This window comes from Streptomyces sp. NA02950 (assembly GCF_013364155.1).
Lineage (GTDB): Bacteria > Actinomycetota > Actinomycetes > Streptomycetales > Streptomycetaceae > Streptomyces.
On sequence record NZ_CP054916.1, the window covers coordinates 6,840,153 to 6,864,391 of the forward strand.

Annotated in this window: 21 protein-coding genes and 1 riboswitch; of the genes, 10 read left to right on the forward strand and 11 right to left on the reverse strand. The window is 73.2% G+C overall.

The features are described from left to right. Positions 1 to 18 precede the first annotated feature (18 nt). The 3 genes from HUT19_RS30070 to thiO form a co-directional block, all read right to left on the reverse strand. Entirely contained in the window at positions 19 to 903 is an 885-nt protein-coding gene (locus tag HUT19_RS30070) for a thiazole synthase (RefSeq protein ID WP_176183450.1), read from the reverse strand. A gap of 3 nt (positions 904 to 906) precedes the next feature. Next, positions 907 to 1,107 (reverse strand): sulfur carrier protein ThiS, encoded by a 201-nt coding sequence (gene thiS, locus HUT19_RS30075; protein WP_176183451.1) that lies wholly within the window; start codon positions 1,105 to 1,107, stop codon positions 907 to 909. Beyond that, positions 1,104 to 2,315 (reverse strand): glycine oxidase ThiO, encoded by a 1,212-nt coding sequence (gene thiO / locus HUT19_RS30080; protein WP_176183452.1) that lies wholly within the window; start codon positions 2,313 to 2,315, stop codon positions 1,104 to 1,106. The genes thiS and thiO overlap by 4 nt, the downstream gene beginning before the upstream one ends. Then, a riboswitch (TPP riboswitch) is annotated at positions 2,313 to 2,426 on the reverse strand. (Overlaps the previous gene by 3 nt.) A 231-nt stretch (positions 2,427 to 2,657) precedes the next feature. On the opposite strand from thiO, the gene HUT19_RS30085 reads away from it, so the two are divergent. The 5 genes from HUT19_RS30085 to HUT19_RS30105 all read left to right on the forward strand — a co-directional run bounded on the left by HUT19_RS30085 (position 2,658) and on the right by HUT19_RS30105 (position 7,186). Then, on the forward strand, positions 2,658 to 3,839 hold the full coding sequence (locus HUT19_RS30085) for an NAD(P)/FAD-dependent oxidoreductase (protein WP_254886242.1): 1,182 nt from the start codon (positions 2,658 to 2,660) through the stop codon (positions 3,837 to 3,839). A gap of 124 nt (positions 3,840 to 3,963) precedes the next feature. Continuing rightward, positions 3,964 to 4,329 carry an Rv2175c family DNA-binding protein gene (locus tag HUT19_RS30090; protein WP_176183453.1) on the forward strand — a complete coding sequence of 122 codons (366 nt, stop codon included), beginning with the start codon at positions 3,964 to 3,966 and terminating at the stop codon, positions 4,327 to 4,329. Between the two features lie 100 nt (positions 4,330 to 4,429). Continuing rightward, positions 4,430 to 5,122 carry a thiamine phosphate synthase gene (thiE, locus tag HUT19_RS30095; protein ID WP_176183454.1) on the forward strand — a complete coding sequence of 231 codons (693 nt, stop codon included), beginning with the start codon at positions 4,430 to 4,432 and terminating at the stop codon, positions 5,120 to 5,122. Between the two features lie 116 nt (positions 5,123 to 5,238). Further along, complete coding sequence (gene metF, locus HUT19_RS30100) at positions 5,239 to 6,159, forward strand: methylenetetrahydrofolate reductase [NAD(P)H] (protein WP_176183455.1); 921 nt, start codon at positions 5,239 to 5,241, stop codon at positions 6,157 to 6,159. Positions 6,160 to 6,196: 37 nt separating this feature from the next. Beyond that, on the forward strand, positions 6,197 to 7,186 hold the full coding sequence (locus tag HUT19_RS30105; protein WP_176183456.1) for a hypothetical protein: 990 nt from the start codon (positions 6,197 to 6,199) through the stop codon (positions 7,184 to 7,186). Positions 7,187 to 7,617: 431 nt separating this feature from the next. On the opposite strand, the gene HUT19_RS30110 is transcribed toward HUT19_RS30105, so the two are convergent. The 4 genes from HUT19_RS30110 to HUT19_RS30125 all read right to left on the reverse strand — a co-directional run bounded on the left by HUT19_RS30110 (position 7,618) and on the right by HUT19_RS30125 (position 13,134). Beyond that, complete coding sequence (locus HUT19_RS30110) at positions 7,618 to 9,153, reverse strand: NAD(P)/FAD-dependent oxidoreductase (protein WP_176183457.1); 1,536 nt, start codon at positions 9,151 to 9,153, stop codon at positions 7,618 to 7,620. Positions 9,154 to 9,570: 417 nt separating this feature from the next. Next, the gene (locus tag HUT19_RS30115) at positions 9,571 to 10,209 is read right to left on the reverse strand and encodes a TetR/AcrR family transcriptional regulator (protein WP_176183458.1); all 639 of its coding nucleotides are present in this window, start codon (positions 10,207 to 10,209) and stop codon (positions 9,571 to 9,573) included. 35 nt (positions 10,210 to 10,244) lie between these two features. Next, on the reverse strand, positions 10,245 to 12,329 hold the full coding sequence (locus HUT19_RS30120) for a YhgE/Pip family protein (RefSeq protein WP_176183459.1): 2,085 nt from the start codon (positions 12,327 to 12,329) through the stop codon (positions 10,245 to 10,247). Continuing rightward, the gene (locus HUT19_RS30125) at positions 12,301 to 13,134 is read right to left on the reverse strand and encodes an ATP-binding cassette domain-containing protein (RefSeq protein WP_254885864.1); all 834 of its coding nucleotides are present in this window, start codon (positions 13,132 to 13,134) and stop codon (positions 12,301 to 12,303) included. The genes HUT19_RS30120 and HUT19_RS30125 overlap by 29 nt, the downstream gene beginning before the upstream one ends. A 207-nt stretch (positions 13,135 to 13,341) precedes the next feature. Here HUT19_RS30125 and HUT19_RS30130 point away from each other — a divergent pair, with 207 nt between their 5' ends. The 3 genes from HUT19_RS30130 (at position 13,342) to HUT19_RS30140 (ending at position 15,571) form a co-directional block, all read left to right on the forward strand. Then, entirely contained in the window at positions 13,342 to 13,854 is a 513-nt protein-coding gene (locus tag HUT19_RS30130) for an SAV_6107 family HEPN domain-containing protein (protein WP_176183461.1), read from the forward strand. A gap of 238 nt (positions 13,855 to 14,092) precedes the next feature. Continuing rightward, on the forward strand, positions 14,093 to 14,851 hold the full coding sequence (locus tag HUT19_RS30135) for a methyltransferase (RefSeq protein WP_176183462.1): 759 nt from the start codon (positions 14,093 to 14,095) through the stop codon (positions 14,849 to 14,851). A 327-nt stretch (positions 14,852 to 15,178) separates the two neighbouring features. After that, the gene (locus tag HUT19_RS30140; protein WP_176183463.1) at positions 15,179 to 15,571 is read left to right on the forward strand and encodes a DUF3040 domain-containing protein; all 393 of its coding nucleotides are present in this window, start codon (positions 15,179 to 15,181) and stop codon (positions 15,569 to 15,571) included. Between the two features lie 799 nt (positions 15,572 to 16,370). On the opposite strand, the gene HUT19_RS30145 is transcribed toward HUT19_RS30140, so the two are convergent. The 4 genes from HUT19_RS30145 to HUT19_RS30160 all read right to left on the reverse strand — a co-directional run bounded on the left by HUT19_RS30145 (position 16,371) and on the right by HUT19_RS30160 (position 22,106). Continuing rightward, a complete protein-coding gene (locus HUT19_RS30145; protein WP_176183464.1) occupies positions 16,371 to 18,800 on the reverse strand; it encodes a DUF3488 and transglutaminase-like domain-containing protein in 2,430 nt (809 codons plus the stop codon). 85 nt (positions 18,801 to 18,885) lie between these two features. Continuing rightward, positions 18,886 to 20,274 (reverse strand): DUF58 domain-containing protein, encoded by a 1,389-nt coding sequence (locus HUT19_RS30150; RefSeq protein WP_176183465.1) that lies wholly within the window; start codon positions 20,272 to 20,274, stop codon positions 18,886 to 18,888. Beyond that, entirely contained in the window at positions 20,274 to 21,344 is a 1,071-nt protein-coding gene (locus tag HUT19_RS30155; RefSeq protein WP_176183466.1) for a MoxR family ATPase, read from the reverse strand. Before HUT19_RS30155 ends, HUT19_RS30150 begins: the two co-directional genes overlap by 1 nt. 204 nt (positions 21,345 to 21,548) lie before the next feature. Next, positions 21,549 to 22,106, reverse strand: coding sequence for a carbonic anhydrase (locus HUT19_RS30160; protein WP_176183467.1), 558 nt, complete (start codon positions 22,104 to 22,106; stop codon positions 21,549 to 21,551). A gap of 407 nt (positions 22,107 to 22,513) precedes the next feature. Here HUT19_RS30160 and rsmH point away from each other — a divergent pair, with 407 nt between their 5' ends. Continuing rightward, entirely contained in the window at positions 22,514 to 23,473 is a 960-nt protein-coding gene (rsmH, locus tag HUT19_RS30165) for a 16S rRNA (cytosine(1402)-N(4))-methyltransferase RsmH (RefSeq protein ID WP_176183468.1), read from the forward strand. A gap of 132 nt (positions 23,474 to 23,605) precedes the next feature. After that, a complete protein-coding gene (locus HUT19_RS30170) occupies positions 23,606 to 24,172 on the forward strand; it encodes a septum formation initiator family protein (protein ID WP_176183469.1) in 567 nt (188 codons plus the stop codon). The last annotated feature ends 67 nt before the right edge of the window (positions 24,173 to 24,239 follow it).

Below are 24,239 nucleotides of genomic sequence, written 5' to 3' on the forward strand. Positions count from 1 at the left end.
CGGTCTGGAAGCCGTCACCTAGAAGGCGGGCCGCTCCGGGTCCAGCGCCGCCAGCCCCTCCGCCGGGGACGACGCCTCCGCGAAGTGGCGGCGCGGGATCCGGCCCGCCCGGCGGGCCAGCCGCCCCGCCTCCACCGCGTGCCGCATCGCCGCCGCCATCAGCACCGGCTCCCGCGCCCGGGTGACGGCCGAGGCGAGCATCACCGCCGCACAGCCCAGCTCCATCGCGAGCGAGGCGTCCGACGCGGTGCCCGCGCCCGCGTCGAGGATCACCGGCACGGTGGCCCGATCGACGATCAGCTCGAAGTTGTGCGGATTGCGGATGCCGAGACCGGAGCCGATGGGCGAGCCCAGCGGCATGATCGCGGCGCAGCCCACGTCCTCCAGCTTGCGGGCGAGCACCGGGTCGTCGTTGGTGTACGGCAGCACGGTGAAGCCGTCGTCCACCAGGGTCTCGGCGGCGTCCAGCAGCTCCACGGGGTCGGGGAGGAGGGTGCGCTCGTCGGCCACCACCTCGAGCTTCACCCAGTCCGTGCCCAGCGCCTCACGGGCCAGCCGCGCGGTCAGCACGGCCTCCCCGGCGGTGAAACAGCCCGCGGTGTTGGGCAGCGCGCGGATGCCGTGCCGCTCCAGCACGGAGAGCACCGAACCCTGCACGGTGGGGTCCAGTCGCCGCATCGCGACCGTCGTCAGCTCGGTGCCGGAGGCGAGCAGGGAGTTCTCCAGGATCTCCAGACTGGGCGCCCCGCCGGTGCCCATGATCAGGCGGGAGCCGAAGTCGGTCCCGGCGATGGTGAGCGGGTCGGCGGCGGGCGCGGGCGCCGTGCCTCCGGCCCCGGGCGTCGTGGTGTGCGTGGTGTGCGTGGTCGTGTCCGTCGTCGTGTCCGTCGTGGTGGGAGCCATCGGTCAGCCTCCCTGGACCGCGGTGAGGACCTCGACACGGTCGCCCTCGCCCAGGGCCGTCACCGGCCACTGGCCGCGCGGTACCACGGTCTCGTTGACGGCCGCGGCGACGCCCGAGGGCGCCTGGGTGAGGGTGGCCACCAGCCGGTCGAGGGTGGTGCCCTCGACGATCTCGCGGGGCTCCCCGTTTACGGAGACGGTCATGCGGGCTGCTCCTGGAGTGCGTTGATCGAGGGCCGTGCGGTGCCGTCGAGCCGGTGCGGGGTGAACGCGCGGGCCACCGGCGGGAGTTCTCCGCCGGTCAGCGCCTCGGCCATGACATCGCCCGTGATCGGGGTGAGAAGGACGCCGTTGCGGAAGTGGCCGGTGGCCATCTGGAGCCCCGGCAGCGACGTCGGCCCGAGGAAGGGGCCGTTGTCGGGGGAGCCGGGGCGCAGCCCGGCACAGGTCTCGACGAGCGGCAGTTCGGTGATGCCGGGGAGCAACTCATGGGCGTCGCGCAGCAGCTCGTACACCCCGCTCGCGGTGACCGTGGTGTCCCAGCCGCGCTCCTCGGAGGTCGCGCCGATCACCAGCTCGCCGTTGAGGCGCGGGACGAGATAGACGTCCGTGCCGCGCACCACGGCCCGTACCACCCGGGACAGGAACGGCCGGTAGGCGGCGGGCACGGTCAGCCGCAGCACCTGGCCCTTGACCGGGCGCACCGGCGGCAGCACCTCCTGGGGCAACCCCGCCAGCCGGGCGCTGAGGCTTCCGGCGGCCAGCACGGTCTGCCCGGCGCGGATCCGGGTACCGTCGGCCAGCTCCGCGCCCGTGGCGCGGTCCCCGGCGACCGTCAGCCGCTCGGCGAGGACGCGGTGGACGACCACACCGGCCCGCTCGCAGGCGCGCAGCAGCGCCGCCGCCAGCCGCCGCGGATCCACCTGGTGATCGCCGTCGACGCGCATCCCGCCGCGGACGCCCGGTGCCAGCATCGGTTCCAGACGGCGGCATTCGCGCCCGGTCAGCCACTCCACGTCCAGCCCGTAGCGCTGGTGCTGCTCATGGAGGTCGCGCAGATGGGCGCGGTCGTCGGCGTCGAGCGCCACCATGAGCGTGCCGCAGTCGCGGTAGCCGACCTCCTGGCCGCCCGCCTCCTCCACCTCCGCCACGAACTCCGGATAGCGGGCCGCGGACGCGAGATTGAGATCGAGCAGCGCGTGCTCGCCGTACCGGAACTCCCCGACGGATCCCAGCATCCCGGCCGCCACCATGGCCGCCCCGCCGCCGGGCGCCGGGTCCGCCAGCGCGGTCCGCAGCCCGCGCTGGGCCGCCCGCCAGGCCGTGACCAGCCCGATGATGCCGCCCCCGATCACGAGGGCGTCGTAGCTCCGCGTTCCCTTGGTGCTCGCATGGGTCCCCGATGTGCGCATGGGCTTGCTGCCCCTCCCTTCGCCGGTATGACCCGGATCAGGTTCATACGGTCGGAGGCCGCCCCAGCCTCCCTCTCAGCCCGGTGCGTCCGAACTCCCGCGAGTGCTCTGTGGCGCCACACTAGTACGAGCCTCGAACGGCCCGGAAGGGCGAACCGGGCGAGCCGGGAATCACGGCAACAACCTGCCGTATGCCTTTCACCGATCGTGAATGGGAGATCTCGCCCCGCGCTCTGCGGTCCGTCCCGCACACCGCCATACAGTGATCGTGTGAGCGATGAGACGACGAGGTCGACGTCCACAGTGGGCAGCGGACAGCGTGTGGTGATCGTCGGCGCGGGCATGGCGGGAGTGCAGACCGCCGTCGCGCTGCGCGAAGAGGGCTGGGCCGGGGAGATCCTGCTGCTGGGCGCGGAGCCCCACCAGCCGTACGACCGGCCGCCGCTGTCCAAGGCCGTGCTGCTCGGCAAGGCCGAAGGGTCGGCGTTCGACGTGGACTTCCAGGCGCTCGGCATCGAGCTGCGGCTCGGTGTCACGGTCTCCGCGCTGAGCAGCGGCGACCGGCGGCTGGAGACCGAGTCCGGGCCGGTGCCGTACGACGTCGTGGTGCTCGCCACCGGTGCCGAGCCGATCGCCCTGCCCGGCAGCGAGGGCGTCCCCGGTGTCCATCTGCTGCGCACCCTGGACGACGCCGAGCGGCTGCGCCCGGTGCTCGCCCGGCAGCACGAGATCGTGGTCGTGGGGGCGGGCTGGATCGGCGCGGAGTTCGTCACCGCCGCCCGGGAGGCGGGCTGCGCGGTGACCGTCGTCGAGGCCGCCGACCGGCCGCTGGCGGGCGCCCTCCCGGCCGAGGTCGCCGCCCCCATGGCCGACTGGTACGCGGACTACGGCGCCACCCTGGTCACCGGCGCCCGGGTGGACGCGGTGGACGAGAGCGGGCTGCTGCTCGGTGACGGCACCCGGCTGCGGGCGGGCGCGGTGGTCGTCGGCATCGGCGCGCGGCCCGCCACGGACTGGCTGGCGGGCTCCGGCGTGAACCTGGCGGACGACCGGTCCGTGGCCGCCGACGAGCGGCTGCGCACCTCGGTGCCGGACGTCTACGCGGTCGGCGACTGCGCGTCCTTCCCCTCCGCGCGCTACGGCACCCGGCTGCTGGTGCACCACTGGGACAACGCGCTCCAGGGGCCGCGCACGGTGGCCGCCAACGTCGTGGGCAGCCGGACGGCCGCGCACACCGCGGTCGCGGTCTACGACCCGGTGCCGTACTTCTGGTCCGAGCAGTTCGGGCGGTTCGTCCAGTACGCGGGGCACCACTCGGAGGCCGACGAACTGGTGTGGCGGGGTGATCCGGCCGGGGCGTCCTGGGCGGTCTGCTGGCTGCGGGAGGGGGCCCTGGTCGCTCTGCTGGCCGTCGGCCGTCCGCGCGATCTGGCCCAGGGCCGCAGGCTGATCGAGCGCGGCGCCCGGCTGGACCGGGTACGGGCCATGGACCCCTCGGTGCCGCTGAAGTCCGCCGTTTCCTGACCGTTCCCGACCGCCGGGCCGACGCGGGCGGACCCGGCGGCGGGGGCCCGGCGGTCGGGTCGGGGCGGCCCGCGCGGCGGACACCCGGCTATCCACTGTCAGTCCCAGATGGCAGGCTTGTTCCGTGACCGAGATTGACGCAAAGATCGATGCTCTCGTCCCCGCCTGGCTCACCCTCCCCGACGCCGCCGAGAAGCTCGGTGTCGAGGTGACCCGCGTCCGGCAGCTTGTCAAGGAGGGCCAGCTGATCGCGGTACGCCGTGGCGAGAACCGGGTGCTCCAGGTGCCCGAGGAGTTCATCGGTGACGGCAAGGTCGTCAAGGGCCTCGTGGGGACCTTGACGCTTCTGAAGGACGACGGCTTCAGCGATGAAGAGATGCTGGAGTGGCTTTTCACCCCCGACCCCAGCCTGCCCGGCACCCCGGCGCGGGCCCTGCGCGAGAATCGCGGCACGGAAGTGAAGCGCCGGGCACAGGCCCTGGCCGTCTGACCGCACTACGCATTCACGCACCACGCACCACCACCTCGGCGTACGGGCGGGGTCATCGTCCCCAGCCCGTACGCCGCCGACCCGGGGGGACCGCCGCACCATGACCGCCACCAGCCCGTCCGCCGGCTCGCACGGAAGCCTGTCCGCCGGCTCGTCCGCTCGCGAGCGGCTGGCCGACGCGCGGCTGTATCTGTGCACCGACGCCCGGAAGCGCCAGGGCGACCTGCCGGAGTTCCTGGACGCCGTACTGGCCTCCGGGGTGGACATCGTCCAGCTCCGGGACAAGGGCATGGAGGCCGCCGAGGAGCTGGACCACCTGGCCGTCTTCGCCGAGGCGTGCCGCCGCCACGGCAAGCTGCTGGCGGTCAACGACCGCGCGGACGTCGCCCACGCCATCGACTCCGATGTCCTCCATCTGGGCCAGGGAGACCTTCCCGTTCCGGCGGCCCGCGCGATCCTCGGCCGAGACGTGCTGATCGGGCGCTCCACCCATGCGGAGGCGGAGGTGGACGCGGCGGTCGCCCAGCCCGGCGTCGACTACTTCTGCACCGGCCCCTGCTGGCCCACCCCCACCAAGCCCGGCCGCCCCGCCCCGGGGCTGTCCCTGGTGCGCCACACGGCCGCGCTGCGCCCCTCCCGCCCCTGGTTCGCCATCGGCGGTATCGACGCGTCCAACCTGGACGAGGTGCTGGAGGCGGGGGCGCGGCGGATCGTGGTGGTCCGGGCGATCACGGCCGCCGACGACCCGGCGGAGGCGGCGGCGAGCCTGGCCAAGCGGGTCCGCGCCGCGTAGTCCCCGGTGAGGGGAGGGCGTGCCGGGTGTCCGCACTGCGGGACGCGACCCCGGCAAAAGGTAAATATCGTCCTCTCGGGTGGGCGCGGTCCACCCCGCTGGCTAACCTTCCCAATATGGCCCTAGGCACCGCTTCCACCAGGACCGATCGCGCGCGCACCGTGCGTGATCTGCTCGCGTCGGGCGAGCAGTCGTATTCCTTCGAGTTCTTCGCCCCCAAAACGGCGAAGGGCGAGCACACGCTGTGGAACGCCATCCGCCGACTGGAGGCCGTCTCGCCGACCTTCGTCTCCGTGACGTACGGCGCCGGCGGCTCCTCCCGCGAGGGCACGGTGCGCGCCACCGAGCGCATCGCGACCGACACCACCCTGACCCCCGTCGCCCATCTGACCGCGATCGACCACTCCCGGGCCGAGCTGCGCAACATCATCGGCCAGTACGCCGACGCCGGGATCCGGAACATGCTCGCGCTGCGCGGTGACCCACCGGGCGACCCGATGGGGGAGTGGATCCGGCACCCCGAGGGCCTGGGCTACGCCGCCGAGCTGGTCCGGCTGATCAAGGAGTCGGGCGACTTCTGCGTGGGCGTCGCCGCCTTCCCCGAGATGCACCCCCGCTCCACGGACTGGGACACCGACATCCGTCACTTCGTGAACAAGTGCCGCGCGGGCGCCGATTTCGCGATCACGCAGATGTTCTTCTTCCCGGAGGACTATCTGCGGCTGCGCGACCGGGTGGCGGCAGCGGGCTGTACGACGCCCATCATCCCTGAGATCATGCCGGTCACGAACGTGCGGCAGATCGAGCGGTTCGCCAAGCTCAGCAATGCCGCGTTCCCGCCCGAGCTCGCGGAGAGGATCCTGGCGGTGAAGGACGACGCGGCCGCTGTACGCTCGATCGGGATCGACTACGCCACCGAGCTGTGTGCGCGGTTGATGGCCGAGGAGATCCCCGGGCTGCACTTCATCACCCTGAACCACTCCACGGCGACGCTGGAAATCTACGAGAATCTGGGACTGCATCAGCGGTCCTCGTGACGGCAGCCGACGGGCAGCCGCACTGAGAGGGGCGGGCATGGGCTGGACGGTCCTCTACATCGCTTTCGGCGTCGTCGCGCTGTGGCTGCTGGGAGAGGTGCTGCTGCAGTACAAGGCGCGGCTGCGCTGGCGGCTGCTGGCCTTCGTCGGTTTCCTCGGCGTCGTCGCCGGGGTGCTGGTCCCGTCCGTGCTGGTGATCGGGATCGGCGCGGTCGCGTTCGCGATCGGCCAGACCTATGTGACGCTCTCCTTCCGGCGCGGCTTCGAGGCCGGATGGGCGCTGCGCGGCGGACTGCCGGGGCTCGGCGGGGGCCGGGACGAGGAGCGCGCCGGGCCGCCCGAGCCGGAGGCGGAACCGATCCTTGAGGTCTCGGAGCTCGAGGCGGTCCCGAGCGCCCCGGCCGAACCGCCCATGTACCGGCCCGAGCCGATGCCCGACGACACCGGTGAGTACGGCGTCTACGACGACAGCTCGCCCTTCATGCCCTCCGCACCCGCCGGGGCGTCCGCGTACGGCGGGGGCGCGGACGGCGGCTACAGCGCGTACGAGACCTACGGCGGCTACGGCTCGCAGGACAACAGCCAGGGCCACGGCTACGCCTACGGCCAGGACGTGTATGCCGACGCGGGTCAGGCGGGGCAGCAGGGGCAGTACGACTACGGCAACGAGGCGTACGCGGCGTACGGCGACCCGTACGGTGGCGCCCAGCCGCAGCCCCAGCCGCAGCCCCAGGCCGATCCGTACGCCCAGCAGCAGCCGTACGGCCAGCAGCAGTACCCCGATCCGTACGCCGCCTACGGGCAGCAGGACCCGTACGCCGCCGACCCGCTCGGCGGCGACCACTGGGCGGCGGCCGGCTCGTACCCCGAGCAGGCGCAGTACGCCCCCGGCGGCGACGCGATGCAGCCCGGCGGCACCTGGGTGCCCCAGCAGCGCGACGGCGAGGCCCGGCCCCCGGCCGACCAGCCGTACCCCTACCCGCAGCAGGGCTTCCAGCAGGGCTACGACGAGCAGTACCGCTACTGACCCCGACGACGGGCCGCCCCGCCCGGGCACGTGCCGGCGCTGCCGCGCCCGTCCCGTCGCGTGTTCCGCCGGACGCCGACCGCGGCGGCCCGACCGCGTCCGGGCGGCGCTCGAGCGGCGCGGCCCAGCCCTCGGCCGAGCGGCCGTATCCGTACCGGCAGCGGGGCTACGCGAGCCGTACCGCTACTGAGCCCGGCGCGGGGCCGCCCCGCCCCGGGGCGTCCCCGGCGCTGCCGCGCCCAGGGGCCCGTCCTGCCCGATGCCGCGCCCCTGCGGCGGCGTGACGCAAGGCCTGGCCTCCGGCCGACCAGCCGTACCCGGACCGGTAGTGGGGCTACGAGCAGTACCGCCGATGAGCCCGGCGCGGAGCGGGCTGCCGCTCCGCGATGACCGCACTGCCCGGCCCGGCTCCGTTCGGTCCGTGCGCCCCGCTACTGGGAGCCGCGGAAGTCCTCGCCTTCGACGATCAGGCCGGCCACCAGTGCGCCCGACATTCCGGCGTGGGCCAGGCCACCGCCGGGGTGGGACCAGCCGCCCGCCAGGTACAGGCCCGGCAGCCGGGTGAGGTTGGCCGGGCGCAGCAGGCGGCCTTCGGCGCCCGCGAGGGCCGGGGCGGGGACCGCGCCGCCGCGGGCGCCGGTGTCCGCGGCGGTGTCGACGGGCGTACGGACCTCGCGCCACAGCACCCGGTCCGCCAGGTCCGGGATCACCGTCTTGGCCGCGGTCATCAGCCCGTCCGCGTCGTCCTCGGCGGCCTCGCGGTCGGCCCAGTCCACCGGGCCGTGCGGGGCGACCACGGCGGTGAGCGTGACGGCCTCGTGGTCCGCGTCCGGGCACACGGTGGGGTCGTCCGGCCGGAGCACGGTCACGGTGGGGCGCACACAGGGGCGGCGCATGCTGTGGCCGTCGCCGAAGACACCGGCCAACTCCGCGGCCCGGTCCGGGGCGTGGACCACGGTCCGGTGCGCGGTGCCCTCGGGGCGGGCGCCGCGCAGCGCCAGATGGACGGTGAGACGGCCCGGGGTGGCGTTCCCGGGGCCCAGGTCGGGGGTGACGTCGCCGTCGTGCCAGGGGCGCCGCCCGCCGAGCAGCGGGGGCAGCAGCGCGGGGTCGACGGCCGCGACCACCGCGTCCGCCTCGACGGCGGTGCCGTCGGCCAGCTCCAGGCCCGCCGCGCGGCCGTCCTTCTCGACGATGGCGGAGATTTCGGCGCCGAACCGGAACTCGACGCGGCGCGCACGGCAACGCTCGTACAGCGCGTCGGCCAGCGCGCGCATCCCGCCGCGCACGTACCAGGTGCCGAAGGTCTGCTCGATATAGGGCAGCACGGTGGCCGCGGCGGGGGCGGAACGCGGATCGAGGCCATGGGCCAGGGCATGGCTCTCCAGCAGGGCCACCGCCCTCGGATCCCTCAGCTCGCGCCGCGCTACATCGGTGAGCGTGGGCGGGCGGCGGCCGCCGAACCAGCCGCGCCGCACCGGGGCGGCCGGATACGGATCGCGGCCCAGGACCTGCCAGTCGGAGCGCAGCGGCTCCTCGAGCAGCGGTCTGCGGGTGGCGTCCCACACGTCACGGGCCCGGTTGACCAGATCGCTCCAGCGCTCGCCCGCGCCCGCGCCGAAGGCGCCGTCCAGGGCCTGGCTCACCCCGCCGTGCGAGGCGTTGGGCAGCAGCACCTCGGTGCCGTCGGGGAAGAGATGGCGGGCGGCAGGATCGACCTGGATGAGCTCGACGCTCTGCTCCAGCGTCTCCTTGCCGGTCTTCACGAACAGATCCCGGTAGACCGCGGGCAGCCGGAGCAGCCCCGGGCCGGTGTCGAAGGAGAAGCCGTCCCGCGACAGGCGCCCCACCCCGCCGCCGTGGGTCCGGCCGCGCTCGTACACCACCACCCGGTGGCCCGCGACGGCCAGCCGGGCCGCCGTCGCCATGGCGCCCATCCCCGCGCCGATCACCGCAATCCGTGCCATGACCGCGACTTTATCCGCCGCCACCGACAGCCGCGGACGGCGGCCGGGGGCAGGTCCGTGGGGAGGAGCGCGGGGGGTCTGAGTACGCGTACTCAGACCGGGAGATGAGTAGCCGCGCGGATGGGGCGGACGCCGTCCGGACGGAAGAGTGGAGCACACGGAAGGGCCGCGCGCCGGACCGCCGACACGGGGCGGCGGAACGGCGTGGGGCCCGGACATACCGGGGGCGTACGGGGGAGCCACCGCTGCCACGGTGGCTTCTACGGGGGAGTTACGGGGGGAGGCGCTGTTCCGGCGCGGGACCGATGGGGGTCGAAACCGCGCCGGGACAGCGCCTTCTGCTGTGCCGGGCCTTCTGCCGACGGGCTCTATGCCGTGCCCGCGTGTCTCCCCGGAGCCACCCGGTTCCCGCCGCCGCTAGCCGGAGGCCGGGGTGCCCTTGGCCATCGCCCCGCCGCCCACGCGCCCCTGGAGCAGCAGCGAGAGCGCCGCGTGCACATCGTCCAGCGACCGTTCGGGCTGGTACGACTGCCAGTCGAGCGCGGCCACCAGGACCATCCCGAACAGCGCCGAGGCGGTCAGCGGGATGTCGAGGTCCTCACTCAGCTCGCCCGTGGCCACGCCGTCCCGCAGCTCGGCCTCGATCACCGCTATGGCGCGCTGCCGGACCATCATCAGGGTGGACTGCCAGGCGCGGTTGGTGCGCCACAGCTCGGCCACGTACAGCTGGGTGAGCGCCGGATAGCGGGAGATGAAGCCGAGCCCGGCGCGGACCATCGCGTCCAGCCCGTCCACATGGCTGCCGCCGCGTTCGGCGTTCTCGTCGGAGGCGAGCTGGAGCGAGGTGGCGAGCAGCTCGACGCCGTGCCGCAGCAGCTCTTCGAAGAGCACGGTCTTGCTCGCGAAGTTGTAGTAGACCGTGCCCTTGGCCACCCCCGCCCGCTCGGCGATCTCGTCCACGGTGGTGGAGGAGAAGCCCTGTTCCGCGATGAGGGTGACCGCTGCCTCGAAGAGTTTCTGACGGGTGGCCTGGCGGCGTGTGTTGCTGCTGTCCATGGCGCCGATTGTGCCCGCTGCCCACGTGGTCCCGCTCACAGGCTCAGCTCCGGGTGCAGCCGGTCGACCGACCACACCTGCTTGCGCCGGGCCGACCAGGCGGTGAGGGCGAGGGCGGCCACGGTGTAGCCGGCCAGCACCGCGCACGCCAGCCAGACCGGGCCGAGCCCGCCTCCGGTGATGAGGCGGCGCAGTCCGTCCACGACGTAGCTCATCGGCAGGAAGGGGTGGATCGCGTTGAAGAAACGGGGGCTGGTCTGCACCGGATAGGTACCGCCCGCCGAGGTCAGCTGGAGCATCAGCAGCGCCAGGACGAGGATTCTCCCGGCCGGTCCGAAGCGGGCGTTGAGCCACTGCACGATCGCCGCGAAGCACGCCGTCACCAGCATCAGAAAGCCGATGGTGCCCGCCGCGCGCACCATCTGGAGGCCGACCGCCCAGTGCAGTACGGCCATCAGCGCCAACGTCTGGAACACCCCGATCGCGGCGACCGGCAGCCAGCCCGCGAACGCCACCCGCCAGGAGGAGGCGCCCGCGGCGAGGGCGCGTCCGTTGAGCGGCTGGATCAGCATGTAGGCCACCATCGCGCCCACCCAGAGGGAGAGCGGGATGAAGTACGGGGCGAAACCCGTGCCGTAGTTGGGTGCCTTGTGCATCGCCTGGTTGACGAGCTGGACCGGGTCCGACATCACCTCGGTGCGCGCGTCCCGGTCGTGCTTGTTGTAGTCGGGGATCTTCGCGGCGCCGTCGTGCAGCCCGCCGGAGAGCTTGCCGGAGCCGTCGACCAGCTTGTACATCCCGCCGTTGAGCGTGTTCGCGCCGGTGTGCAGCTTGCCGACGCCGCTGTCGAGATCGGACGCGCCGGTCTTGGCGGTGGACAGGCCGGTGTGGAGCGTGTCGGCGCCCGTGGCGACCTTGTGCGCCCCGGAGTTGAGCGCGTTGATCTTCCGTACGGCGGAGTCGAGGTCCTTGCCGAGGTGCGGGGCGTTGTCGGCGAGCCAGGTGGCCTTCTTGTTCAGATCGTCCAGCCGGGTGCCGAGGAGGTCGAGCTGATCGGTGTTGTCCTGGACCAGCTTGTTGACCTGCTCGGCCACATCGGCGGCGGTGTCGGCGGCGGCCACCGACTTCTTCAGCGCCGGACAGTCCGGATCGAGGGTCACCACGCCCTCGCAGCGCGTCCGGTAGTCGGCGGCCAGGTCGTCGGATGCCTTACGGGCCTTGGTGGCCGCGCTGGAGGTCGTCTCCGGGAGGGTGTCGAGGTGGTCGGACGCCTTCTGGGCGGCATCGGCGACCAGCCGGGAGACCCTGCCGATCTCCTTGCCGTTCTTCTTCAGGAAGGGACCGACCTTGACCGAGACGTCGTTGACCTTGTCGGAGAGGGTCTGGGTGCCCGCGGCGACCTTGCCCGAACCCTTCTCCAGTTTGTCCGCGCCCTTGTTGAGCTTGCCGAGCCCGGACGTGAGGTCCTTGCTGCCCTTCTTGGCCTTGGTGAGGCCCTTGGCGAGCTCGCCCGTGCCCTTCTTCGCCTTGGAGATGCCGTTGCCCAGCGTGTCGGCGCCCTTGGCGGCCTTCTCCGTCTTGCCGTGGATGTCGGAGAAGGAGATGAAGATGTTGTCGTAGAAGCCGCGGGACGCCTTGGTGGAGGCCGCGGCGCGCACCTCGCTGAAGACCGAGCGGGAGATCTGGCCGACGATGTAGTTGTTGGCGTCGTTGGTGTGCACCCGGAGGGCGCCGGTCTCCGGGGACTTCCCGGAGCTGGAGGCGATCTCCTTGCTGAAGTCCGGGGGCACGGTCAGCGAGAGGTAGTACCGGCCGTTCGCCACGCCGTCGCGGGCGTCGGCGGCGCTGGTGGGCTGCCAGTCGAAGGTCTTGCTGTCGAGCAGCTTCTCGGTGATGTCGTCACCGGCGTGCAGGCTCTTGCCCTTCACGGTGGCGCCGTCGTCGGCGTTGACCAGCGCGACCGGGATCTTCTCCAGCTTGCCGTAGGGGTCCCAGAACGACCACAGATAGAGGGCGCCGTAGAGCAGGGGGAGCAGCAGCAGGGCGGCGAGCGCCGCCCGGGGCATCTTTCCCCTGCCGAAGCGCTTCAGTTCAAGCGCGGCGAGTTTCAGCGAGCGCATCCTCCGGCCCCTCCTCGTTCTCGTTCGTGCCCTCGTCGCCGGTCGTGGTCTCGTCCGGGTGGTCCTTGTGCGGGGCCGTGTTGTGGCCGCTCGCCTCGGCGGGGCGGGTCGGGACGACAACGGCGTCCTCCGGGGCCTGGCTGCACACCGCGAGGACGGTGGTACCGCCCTCCGCGATCTCCCGCAGCAGCGCCCACGCCTGGTCGCGTTCGGTGTCCGAGAGCTTCATGTCGGTGTCGTCGACGGCCAGCAGCCGCGGCCGGGAGATCAGCGCGAGGGCGATCGAGAGGCGCAGCGCCTCCAGCCGCTCCAGGTCCCGTACGGCCGTGCGCGGCCCCTTGGGCAGGGTGTCGAGGTCGAGCCCCGCGGTCCGTACGGCGTCGTCGATCGCGGCCCGGGAGGCGGCGGCCCGTTCGCGGCGGGGTCGCAGCAGCCCGCGCGGCGCGTCACCGAACCGGCGTTGCAACAGGGCGCGTTCCCGCAGGTGCTCGGCGACGGTGAGCACCGGATCCAGTTCGCTGACCCCGGGCACTTGGGCGAGTGCGCTGATTCTGCGTATACGCGCCATCTGTTGGGGAACACGGAAGCCGGCGATGCTGCCCTGCCCCGCGGCGGGGCGCATCCGCCCGGTGAGTGTGAGGAGCAGACAGCTGCGGCCGGAGCCGGAGGGGCCCTCGACCGCTATCAGTGCGCCGGGTTCGGCGCTGAGGCCGACATCGCGGAACGCCCAGCCGCGTGAGCCCTTGGCACCGAGCCCCGCGGCCGTCACCGCCGCCCCGGTCTTCCGGTCCGGGGTGTCCTCCACGAGAACCACTCCCCCTCGCGAGTCCTGGGATACATAAAATTGAACTGACTGGTCAGTGCAAAAGCATAAGGGCAACTCGCCCCGGATGCCGCACCGGGGTCATGTGCGCAGGTCAGGGCCGATTGTCAGTGGTGTGCCCCACGATGGGCCCATACGGCGGTCGCTCTACCACATGACCGGCCGCCACGCGACGACAGGAGGTTCGTCATGGCCAGTACCGCCGCAGCGCGCCGGCACCGTGCCGCCGCCCCTGCCCCTTCGTTGACCGGCCCCGCGAGCGATGTCCACCCTGTGCTGCGCCGCGCGACGGCCCCGCCCGCGGCCCTCGACCTGCTCGGCCAGGCCCACCAGGGCCTGGAGGAGGCCGCCGGGCTCGAGACGGCCAACGAGCGCTACGCCACCGCCCATCTGGCCGCCCTGCGCACGGCAGCGGCCGTGCTTGCGGTGCGCGGTCGGCCCGAGTCCTCCGCCCGCCGCCGGGCCCGTATCCGCAGCGCCTGGGAGGTGCTGCCTGAAGTCGCTCCCGAATTCACCGAGTGGTGCGCGCTGTTCGCCGCGGGCGCGGAGCGCCGGGCCCGTGCCGAGGCGGGCATACAGGGCGCGGCCACCCGCCGGGACGCCGACGATCTGCTGCGCGACGCGGCCATGTTCCTGCGGCTGGTGGAGCGGATGCTCCAGCTCCAGCCCGTGCTGCCCCAGCAGACGCCACCGGGGCGGTGACCGCCGGGCGCGCGGGGTCCACCGGGCATACGGGTCCGCCGGGCGGTGCGCGAGGGGCCCGCGGGCCGCTGTTGGTGGAGGCGGCGGGGGCGTTGGGGGATCTGCCGGGGCGGGGAGCGGGATGCGCCCGGCGCCTGTGGGCGTCCGGGGCTCCGGAGGCAATAGGCTGGGGCCGACGTCAGTAAGTCGTCGTCATCGCCCCGGGCGGTGGCGGCACCGCGCCGAGGAGCCACCCGCCGTGTCAGACCCGCAGCGCCCGCGAGCGTCCCTCCGTACCGCCGTGGTGTGGGAGGTCCTGAAAGACGCCCTGGACCGGCGGGCCAAGGCCACCGGCCGGGACGGGGCGCTGGACGTGCTGGACACCGGCGGCGGCAGCGGCAATTTCGCCGTCCCGGTCGCCCGTCTCGGCCACCGCGTCACGGTGGTCGACCCGAGCCCGAACGCACTGTTCGCGCTGGAGCGGCGGGCCGCGGAGGCCGGGGTCGCCGAGCGGGTGCGCGGTGTGCAGGGCGATGCCCACGGTCTGTTCGACGTCGTCGAGCGGGGCGGCTACGACGCGGTCCTGTGCCATGGGGTGCTGGAGTACGTGGACGACCCCGCCGAGGGCCTGCGGAACGCGGTTGCCGCGCTGCGCCCGGCCGGGACGCTGAGCGTCCTCGCCGCGGGCCTGGGCGGTGCCGTGCTGGCCCGCGCGCTGGCCGGACATTTCACCGAGGCCCGGCAAGCGCTTGCCGACCCCGAGGGCCGCTGGGGCGCCGGGGACCCGATGCCGCGCCGCTTCACCGCCGACCAGCTGACCGAGCTGGTGGCGGGGGCCGGGCTGGAGGTCGGCGCGGTGCACGGGGTGCGGGTCTTCGCCGATCTGGTGCCCGGGGTGCTGGTGGACACCGAGCCCGGGGCGCTGGACGCGCTGTTGCAGCTGGAGGCGGCCGCCGCCGAACTGCCCGCCTTCCACTCCGTCGCGACCCAGCTCCATGTGCTCGCCGAGCGTGACTGACCCGGGTCACGAGCGCCGGGGCGCGACCGACGGAGCGTGACCAGCCCTCCCACCTGCACCGCCGCCCCGCACCGCCGCCGGAGGGACGGAGCAGGTGCAGTAGGCCACAGGCCCCCCGATCGGCCCCGCGGCCCCGTATGATCGGGGTACACCGTCCGGCATGGCGAATCGGCGGGAGGGGAATGGACGTCTCAGCGTCAACTTTCGCTACTCATGGAACGGTGGGCGAATTGGGGCTGAGGGGCGGGTTTCACGGGGGCGATTCCCTGCCTATCCTGAAAGGGTCGCACCCGGTCGCCCCCCGCGACCGACGAGTAGGAGGACTCCGTGCCGCTCTCGGAGCACGAGCAGCGCATGCTCGAGCAAATGGAGCGAGCGCTGTACGCCGAAGATCCCAAGTTCGCGACAGCGCTTGAGGGAAGCGGCCTGCGCACGTACACCCGGCGACGGGTCTACCTGGCGGTCGCGGGTTTTCTGCTGGGCATCGCGCTCCTGATGGTCGGAGTGATCCTCCCGAAGACGTGGATCAGCGTGGTGGGATTCCTGATCATGCTGGGCTGTGCGGTGCTCGCGGTGACGGGATGGCGCAAGGCGCCCAAGCCCGGTGAGGCGCAGCGCGCCGGTGCGGCGGCCCCCCGCCGCCAGAGCCGTCAACGCCGTTCGATGATGGACCGCATCGAGGAGCGGTGGCAGCGCCGCCGCGATGAACAGGGCCACTGAGCACCACTGAGACGCCGAGGGGCGGCCACCATCCGGTGGCCGCCCCTCCTCATGCGGTGCCCCGCCCCTGAGCCCGGGCCCCCGGCCCCGCCCCCGGGCCCCCGGTCCTGCGGCGCGTTACCAGGGCCCCCGGCCCTCCGGCCCGCCCGCCGGGGTCTGCCCTGCGGCCCGGGGGACCGGCCCCTCTCCCCGGGGCCCCGGCCGTGCGGCGCGTCTCCCGCGGCCCTGGCCTTCCAGGCCGGGACCGGCCGCTCCGGCCCTCCGGTCCGGGAGCGGCCCCTCAGATCCTCCGGGCCGGGACCGGCACGGGGCCGGCCGAGCCGCCCGCCTGGCTGCCCCTTGCCCGCTGGGGCTTCGACAGCCCTTGCCGTTGGCTGGGCCGACCCTCACCGCCCCTCGCCGCCAACGCCGGTGTCAGAGCTGCCTGAGGTGGACGGGGCCCGGAGCTCGGCCCAAGGCAGGTCGGGCCGTTCCCCGGTACGGGGACAGCCTGGACCGGGCTCGCTCGGCCGTTCCGCCGTTGACCGGCAGAGGTCGGACCCCGCTCCTCGGCTGCTGGCCGACCGGGGCGTCTGCCGGGCCCCGGCCCGGCAGACGCCCGCCCCGCGTACGGGAGCGGCCCGGTACCGGGACCCCACAACCGCACTGCGGGTTGAGCCCATGGGCCTGGCTCCGGCGCAGTCCCAGCCGGGTCGCCGTGCCTCACCGACAGCTGGGCCGGGGGGCTCCCGACCCGCCGTGCTGCCAGGGCGCGGGCCCCGGCCCGGCCCATTCGGTGGGCCGGGGCCCGCGCTGCGGGTCAGCCTTGCTGGTCGCGGGGAGTGCGGAGCTGGGCGGCCCAGCGGGACCAGCGGGGGGTGCCCCAGCGGTTGACCAGCCGGGACCGGCGGTCCGAGGCCGCCCAGACCAGGCGGGCACCGGAGCGCGGGAGCAGGAGGGCCCGCAGGCGCTCCCAGCGGGTGGCGCGGGACCGGAGACCGGCCAGCACCTGGCGGACATCGTCCGCGACGCCCGCGCTCGGGCGCGGACGCGGGGCGTAGAGCACCTGCTCCACCGCCGTGGCCACGCGGTGTGCCGCCTCCGCCGCCTCGCCCTCGATCCCGGTGATCCGCACGATCCGGGCCACCGCGTTCCGCGAGGTCTGCGAGTCGTCCGGTACTACGCCGAAGTCCCAGGCCGAATCGACCAGTTCGCGCCAGGCCGCGAGCGCACGGTCGGACGCGTGCTGCTCGGTGCGGCCGTCGGAGCCGCCCAGTCTGCGCGACCGGACCCGGCGCCGCCACAGCATCGGCAGCAGGGGAACCACCGCCAGCAGCACCGCCAGCGAACTCCAGCTGGTGATCTTGGAGCCGGACCAGCCGCCGCCCGAGGAGCCGCTGTCCGGCTGCTGGGCCGCGGGGCCGCCGCAGGCGCCCTCCTTCTTCATCTGCGGGGGGCAGGTGTCCGAGGCGGTCGGCGCGGCCGACGGCTCGGAGGAGGCGCTGGGCTCGGCCGAGGGCTCGTCGCCCGGCTCGTCCGTGGGCGTCTGCTCCATCGTGTAGTCGGGCTGGGTGCCACGGCTCGGGGTGGGCTCGAAGCGGGTCCAGCCGACGCCCTCGAAATACAGCTCGGGCCAGGCGTGCGCGTCCTTCAGACCGACCGACACCGAGCCGTCCGCCTGGGTGGTGCCGGGGGTGAAGCCGACGGCGACCCGGGCCGGGATGCCCAGCGTCCGGGCCATCGCGGCCATCGAGAAGGAGAAGTGGACGCAGAAGCCTTCCTTTTGCTTCAGGAAGCGGACGATGGCGGCCGAGCCGCTGCCGGACTGCACCTGGGTGTCGTAACGGAACCCGCCGTTCACCGCGAACCAGTCCTGGAGCTTCACCGCCTTCTGGTACGCGTTGTCCGCCCCCGACGTCACCTGCCGCGCCGTACGCGAGACCACGGACGGCAGCGAGCCCGGCACCTGTGTGTACTCGCGCAGCAGCCGCTTGGGCGGTGTCGGGGCCGCGGCCAGCTGCTCGGACGTGGGCTCCACCAGCAGGCTGGTGACCCGGTAGCGCGCGCCACGGGTGGTCTGACCGCGGTCGCCGACGAGCGTGCGGCCCTCCGGCTCATAGCGCCAGCGTCCGTCGATCTCGATCCGGGACGCGGGGTAGGGGAGGGGCAGCCAGTTCTGCGCGTACCAGTCGGCGGCCTTGATGGAGGTGTCGATGGAGGAGACCCGCACCGAGGGGCCGAGACCGGCAGGCGACGGCATCTGGTCCGGCACATCCGTGACATGCCGCTCCGAGGACTTCCATGTGGTGCCGTCGAACTTGTCCAGCGCGACGATCCGCAGATAGAGGTCCTGGGTGGTCTGCGAGGAGGTGCGGTACCGCAGCACCTCCTTGTTCTCCGGCTGGTTCAGGCTGTCCTGGAGCGACACCAGCGGATTCACCGCCGAGATGGTGCCGCCTCCGCCGCCCGCGCCACTGCCGCCGGTCTTCTGGTCCAGCAGTCCGCCGTCCAGCGAGGGCAGCGCCGCGGGCACCGCCAGCGCGATGCCCAGCGCCAGCACACCGATCCGGCGGCCGTTGCGGACCGGGGCGAGCGCCTGGCCGCCACCGGCCCCGGCCAGCCCCGACGGCGGGACACCCCCGGGATGGCGGGCCCCGCCGCTGAACACCCGGCCCCATGCCGACAGCCGGTCCCGGCCCTCGGCCAGCAGCAGCACCAGATAACCGGCCGAGGCCACCACGAACCACAGCCAGTCGCCACTGGCGTCGGACAGCCCGGCGGCGACCGAGTACAGCGCCAGCAGCGGCAGCCCGGCCGGAGCGGCGCTGCGGTACGTCACCGCCAGAGCGTCGACCACCAGGCCGATCACCAGCACCCCGCCGACCAGCATCAGCCGGATGCCGTCGGTGAGCGGCGCCGGGATCGCATACCGCCCGACATCGTCCGCGCCCGCGCGCAGCAGCAGCGCGAACTCATGGAGGCCTTGCGGGCTCGGCAGCAGTCCGCCGAGCGCCTGGCTCCGTGCGAAGACCAGCGTGAGCAGCACCAGCGTGGTCAGGGCCTGCGCCGCCACGGTCAGTGGACGGGCCAGCGGCACCCGGCGGGCGGCCACGCCCACGGCGCTCTGGACCGTCAGCAGCAGTACCGCCTGTACCAGCCATCCGGACGCGTCCACCAAGGGCAGCAGCGCACAGCCGGCCGCCACCGTGGCGAGGGTCGCGCATATCGCGAGCCGAACGCTCCCGCTCATGCCGCGCCCCCCTCCGTCGCCCGTGCCGCCGTCGCCCGTGCCGCGCCGGGGCGGCTGCCCGGGTACGCGGCCGCGCCTGCGTCACTCATGCCCAGCTCCCTGTCATACCGCCCACCGCCGACGGTCCGGCGTCGGCCCCGGACGTGCCACCCAGGGTGTCGGCCTGCCGCCACAGCTGCGCCAGCGAGGCACCGGGGCTCACCGGAAGGGCCGTCCAGCCCGCCTCCCGAAGCCGCCGCAGCCGATCCTCCAGCAGATGCTGCCCCGCGCCCGGCACCCCGCGCGCCCACGCCGCGCCGTCCAGCACAAAGGCCATCGCCGCGGTGGTGCGCCGCCGCATCCGGGCGGCCAGCGCCGCCTGCTCCTCGTCCAGATCCCCGAAGAAGGCCACCAGCAGCCCTTCACCGCCGCCGCGCAGCACGTCATAGGCGGCCGCGAGCCCGGCCCCGTCGGAGTGGTCCACCACCGCGAGGGTGTCCAGCATCAGTCCGGCCGTCTCCGCCGAGTCATGGGTGGAACCGGTGAAGCCGCCTCCGCCGTCCGGGCCGGGCACCGAGCTCCCGGTGTCGGTCAGCAGCCGCACCGCATAGCCGCGCTCCAGCAGATGCACCGCGGCCGAGGCCGCACCGGAGACCGCCCACTCGAAGCCCGAATCCGGCCCCGAGCCCTGGTGGGCCTGGTACCGGGTGTCCAGCAGCACCGTGCAGTGGGCGCGCCGCGGCTGCTCCTCCCGGCGGACCATCAGCTCGCCGTAGCGCGCGGTGGAGCGCCAGTGGACCCGGCGCAGATCGTCGCCGTGCCGGTAGTCGCGCGGGATCACATCGTCCTCACCGGCCAGCGCCAGCGCGCGGTGGCGCCCGTCCCCGTATCCGGCGTTCTCGCCCGTGAGCCGCACCGCGGGCAGCGGCTCGACCCGCGGCACCACGGTGAGTGTGTCGTAGGCACTGAAGGCGCGGGTCAGCTCGCACATCCCGAACGGGTCGTTCAGCCGGAGCTGGAGCGGACCCAGCGGATAGCGGCCGCGCAGATCCGATCGGACCCGGTAGGACACCTCGCGGCGCCCGCCCGGCTCCACCCGGTCCAGCACGAAGCGGGGGCGCGGACCCAGCACATACGGAACGCGGTCCTGGAGCATCAGCAGCCCGGTGGGCAGCCGCGAGACATTGTCGATCCGCAGATGCACCCGGGCCTCGGAGCCCGCCGGGACCCGGGCGGGCGACAGCCGTCGACTGCCCGCCACCCGGTACCGGGTGCGGTAGACCACGACCACGCACACCAGGGGCAGTGAGGCCAGCAGCAGCCCCACCCGCAGCAGATCCGCCTGCCCCAGGACATAGCTGCACACCGCGGCGGCGATGCCGGCGGCCAGGAAGGAGCGGCCACGGGTCGTCAGCCCGGCGAGGGCGGTCCGCAGCGCTCCCTTGTCGTCCTCCCCGGAGCCGTCGGGATCCGCGTCCGTACCCCCTGCCGTCATCACAGCCTCCGCGCGCCCGGCTGCTGCTGGCCGTAACCGGCCGGCGGCATGGGCGGCACCGGTGGCACGGGACCCGAGGGCGGCACCGGGCCCGCGCCGCGCTGGGCGGCCGTGGGCACCGCGATGCGCTGCACGATCTCCGTGACCACCTGCTCCGAGGTGCGGCGGTTCAGCTGGGCCTGTGCGGTCGGCAGCAGCCGGTGCGCCAGCACCGCCACCACCAGCGCCTGCACATCGTCCGGCAGTGCGTAGTCCCGCCCGGCCAGCGCGGCCGCCGCCTTGGCGGCCCGCAGCAGATGCAGGGTGGCGCGGGGCGAGGCACCCAGCCGCAGATCGGGGTGGTTGCGGGTGGCGGACACCAGCTCCACCGCATACCGCCGCACCGGCTCGGCCACATGCACCGAGCGCACCGCCTCGACCAGCTTGACGATGTCATGGGCGTGGGCGACCGGTTGCAGATCGTCGAGCGGGGAGACACCGCCGTGGATGTCCAGCATCTCCAGCTCGGCCTGCGGGCTGGGATAGCCGATGGACACCCGCGCCATGAAGCGGTCGCGCTGCGCCTCGGGCAGCGGATAGGTGCCCTCCATCTCGACCGGGTTCTGCGTGGCCACCACCATGAAGGGGCTGGGCAGCTCGTAGCTCTTCCCGTCGATGGTGACCTGGCGCTCCTCCATCGACTCCAGCAGCGCCGACTGCGTCTTGGGGGAGGCGCGGTTGATCTCGTCACCGATCACGATCTGCGAAAAGATCGCGCCCGGCTTGAATTCGAACTCCTTGCGCTGCTGATCGAAGATGCTTACGCCGGTGATGTCCGACGGCAGCAGATCCGGTGTGAACTGGATCCTCCGTACCGAGCAGTCGATGGACCGTGCCAGCGCCTTGGCGAGCATGGTCTTGCCCACGCCCGGGACATCCTCGATCAGCAGATGCCCCTCGGCGAGCAGCACGGTCAGCGAAAGCCGCACGACCTCGGGCTTGCCCTCGATCACACCCTCCACCGACCGGCGGACCCGATCCGCTGTGGTGGTCAGATCGCTGAGGCTCGCTCGCTCGTCATAGGTCGTCACCCGGCCCTCCTCGGCCCGTTCTCAGGGCCGTTGCCCTCGGAAACGGACCGGCCCACCGCACACGCTGGCATCGATCCCCCCGCGGGGTTGCGGGGGGTGATGTCACATACGCATTCTTGCGGTCTTCGCGGTCTCGCGTCACTCGGCTGTGGATAACCCGGGGCTATTTGTCACCTCTGCACGAGTTCGGGAGGACAATCCCTCTCAGTCGCGCGGCTCGATCTCCCGCAGCAGACCCGTCTTGACGTCGAACACGAAGCCGCGGACGTCATCGGTGTGGAGCAGGAACGGGGACGTGCGCACCCGTTGCATCGACTGGCGTACATCGCCGTCGAGGTCCTTGAACGCCTCGACCGCCCAGGACGGCCGCTGGCCCACCTCGTTCTCCAGGTCGTGCCGGAAGTCCTCGGTCAGGCTCAGCAGACCGCAGCCGGTGTGGTGGATGAGCACCACGCTGCGGGTGCCCAGCGCACGCTGGCTGATGGTCAGGGAACGGATGACGTCATCGGTCACCACACCGCCCGCGTTCCGGATGGTGTGGCAGTCGCCCAGTTCCAGGCCGAGCGCCTCGTGCAGATCGAGGCGTGCGTCCATGCAGGCGACCACGGCGACGCGCCGCACGGGGCGGGCGTCCATGCCGGGGTCCTCGAAGGTGTCGGCGTACCGGCGGTTGGCTTCGACAAGGCGGTCGGTGACCGTACCTCCCGGGTGGGCGTCGCGGTCGGCGGACTGCTGAGGCGGCTGCGGCGCAGATATCGACATGGTCAAGACGTTAAGTGCACCTGGGGATTTTGTCTGTTCTTTAGGTGGCGCAAACGAGGGCATCGGGTGCGCCGAAGGAGTGATTGTGATGCGATCCACACCCCCGCGCCCCCTCCCGGTGCCCGGTCGCGGACCCTGTGCGCAACCGGTGGCGGGACGCGCTGACCGGTTGGTTGACCGAAGGGACGAGTGGACTAAAGTGACGCGAAGTGGGAGGCGTGACGCTCCCCTTGGATTCCGGATTTTCGCGTGAGCGCGGTGCGTACGTACCCCTCGGCCTCCTCCCGCTCCGGTCGCCTGACGTCACTTCCCCGGCGCCAGTAGGCCGCTTCCCCTTCAGAGCGGGCGGGGACCCGGAGGTGCGTACCCTCCTCGCCCGACCCTCAGAAGGGCGCACGAGCAGCGCAATGAGCAGCAACGCTCTCCACGTTCCCGTCATGCTCCAGCGCTGCCTGGACATGCTGGCCCCCGCTCTCGCCCAGCCCGGCGCGGTTGTGGTCGACTGCACCCTGGGCCTCGGCGGCCACAGCGAGGCGCTGCTGAGCAGTTTCCCGGCGGCCCGGCTCATCGGCCTGGACCGCGACCCGGAAGCCCTCCGGCTCGCCGGTGAACGGCTGGCCCCCTTCGGTGATCGGGCGACGCTCGTGCACGCCGTCTACGACGAGCTGCCCGAGGTGCTCGACCGGCTCGGCGTACCGCGCGTCCAGGGGGTCCTCTTCGACCTCGGCGTGTCGTCCATGCAGCTGGACGAGGCCGAGCGCGGCTTCGCCTACGCGCAGGACGCCCCGCTGGACATGCGGATGGACCAGACGACCGGCGTCAGCGCAGCCGAGGTGCTCAACACCTACCCGCCGGGCGACCTGGTGCGCATCCTGCGCAGCTACGGCGAGGAGAAGTTCGCCAAGAAGATCGTGGACGCGGTGGTGCGGGAGCGCGCGAAGGAGCCGTTCACCAACAGCGCGCGGCTCGTGGAGCTGATCCGGGACGCGCTGCCGCAGGCCGCCAAGCGCACCGGCGGCAACCCCGCCAAGCGCACCTTCCAGGCGCTGCGCATCGAGGTCAACGGTGAGCTGGCGATCCTGGAGCGGGCCATTCCGGCGGCCGTCGGGACGCTCGCGGTCGGCGGCCGGATCGCCGTGCTGTCGTACCACTCGCTCGAGGACCGCTTGGTCAAGCAGGTGTTCGCGGCGGGTGCGAGCAACACCGCCCCACCGGGACTCCCGGTCGTCCCCGAGCGCTACCAGCCCCGGCTGAAGCTGCTCACCCGCGGTGCGGAGCTGCCCACCGAGGAGGAGATCGCGGAGAACCGCCGCGCGGCCCCCGCCCGCCTGCGCGGCGCGGAGCGGATCCGCGAGGAGGCACGGTGAGCGGCGCGTGTGCGGCAGCCGGGCCGCGGAGGGCGACGAGAGGCGTGTTGCTGCGCCGTGCGGGCGGAGAAGCGAACCGGGAGGTGCCATGAGCGGTGGCGGCCGGACGAGGCGCGAAAACGGGGAGTGGCTATGAGCGGAGCCGGGTCCGGAACGGCGCCGAAGAGGCGACCGGTGCCGGGGGCCACGACGGCCCGGCGTGCGCCCTTCGTGCTGCTTGTTGTCGTCCTGCTCGGCTCCGGCCTGATCGGCCTGCTGGTACTGAACTCCTCCCTCAATCAAGGCTCGTTCGAGGTCAGCAGACTGGAGAAGCAGACCGACGAGCTCACCGACGACCGGCAGGCGCTCGAGCAGGACGTGGACCGGCTCTCCGCCCCCGGCGCCCTGGAGCGGCGCGCCCGTGAGCTGGGCATGGTGCCGGGCGGCAGCCCGGCGTTCCTCAAGCCGGACGGCACCGTGAGTGGTGTGCCCGCCCCCGCCACGGCCCAGCCCACCACACTCGGCACCACCGGCATCTGGGCGCCGCCCGCGCTGGACCCGGCCCCCTCCCCGCCGACCCCGACCAACACGGCCAACCCGGTCAACCCGGTCAACTCGACCATTCCATCCATTCCATCCATTCCGATCATTCCAGCTATTCCATCCGCCACGGCCGCCACGGCCGCCGCCTCCGCGAACTCCACCCCGGCTCCCCAGTAGGTGACACGGTGACGCGATCCCTTGCCTGCGCCAGGCCCCGCCCGCCGGCGCACCGCCCCCGCCCCGC

Bases quoted from the DNA above. Each gene is read 5' to 3' on its own strand.
- HUT19_RS30070 (WP_176183450.1), bottom strand. From the start codon at position 903: ATGGCTCCCACCACGACGGACACGACGACGGACACGACCACGCACACC.
- thiS (WP_176183451.1), bottom strand. From the start codon at position 1,107: ATGACCGTCTCCGTAAACGGGGAGCCCCGCGAGATCGTCGAGGGCACC.
- thiO (WP_176183452.1), bottom strand. From the start codon at position 2,315: ATGCGCACATCGGGGACCCATGCGAGCACCAAGGGAACGCGGAGCTAC.
- HUT19_RS30085 (WP_254886242.1), top strand. From the start codon at position 2,658: ATGGCGGGAGTGCAGACCGCCGTCGCGCTGCGCGAAGAGGGCTGGGCC.
- thiE (WP_176183454.1), top strand. From the start codon at position 4,430: ATGACCGCCACCAGCCCGTCCGCCGGCTCGCACGGAAGCCTGTCCGCC.
- metF (WP_176183455.1), top strand. From the start codon at position 5,239: ATGGCCCTAGGCACCGCTTCCACCAGGACCGATCGCGCGCGCACCGTG.
- HUT19_RS30105 (WP_176183456.1), top strand. From the start codon at position 6,197: ATGGGCTGGACGGTCCTCTACATCGCTTTCGGCGTCGTCGCGCTGTGG.
- HUT19_RS30110 (WP_176183457.1), bottom strand. From the start codon at position 9,153: ATGGCACGGATTGCGGTGATCGGCGCGGGGATGGGCGCCATGGCGACG.
- HUT19_RS30115 (WP_176183458.1), bottom strand. From the start codon at position 10,209: ATGGACAGCAGCAACACACGCCGCCAGGCCACCCGTCAGAAACTCTTC.
- HUT19_RS30120 (WP_176183459.1), bottom strand. From the start codon at position 12,329: ATGCGCTCGCTGAAACTCGCCGCGCTTGAACTGAAGCGCTTCGGCAGG.
- HUT19_RS30130 (WP_176183461.1), top strand. From the start codon at position 13,342: ATGGCCAGTACCGCCGCAGCGCGCCGGCACCGTGCCGCCGCCCCTGCC.
- HUT19_RS30145 (WP_176183464.1), bottom strand. From the start codon at position 18,800: ATGAGCGGGAGCGTTCGGCTCGCGATATGCGCGACCCTCGCCACGGTG.
- HUT19_RS30150 (WP_176183465.1), bottom strand. From the start codon at position 20,274: ATGACGGCAGGGGGTACGGACGCGGATCCCGACGGCTCCGGGGAGGAC.
- HUT19_RS30160 (WP_176183467.1), bottom strand. From the start codon at position 22,106: ATGTCGATATCTGCGCCGCAGCCGCCTCAGCAGTCCGCCGACCGCGAC.
- rsmH (WP_176183468.1), top strand. From the start codon at position 22,514: ATGAGCAGCAACGCTCTCCACGTTCCCGTCATGCTCCAGCGCTGCCTG.
- HUT19_RS30170 (WP_176183469.1), top strand. From the start codon at position 23,606: ATGAGCGGAGCCGGGTCCGGAACGGCGCCGAAGAGGCGACCGGTGCCG.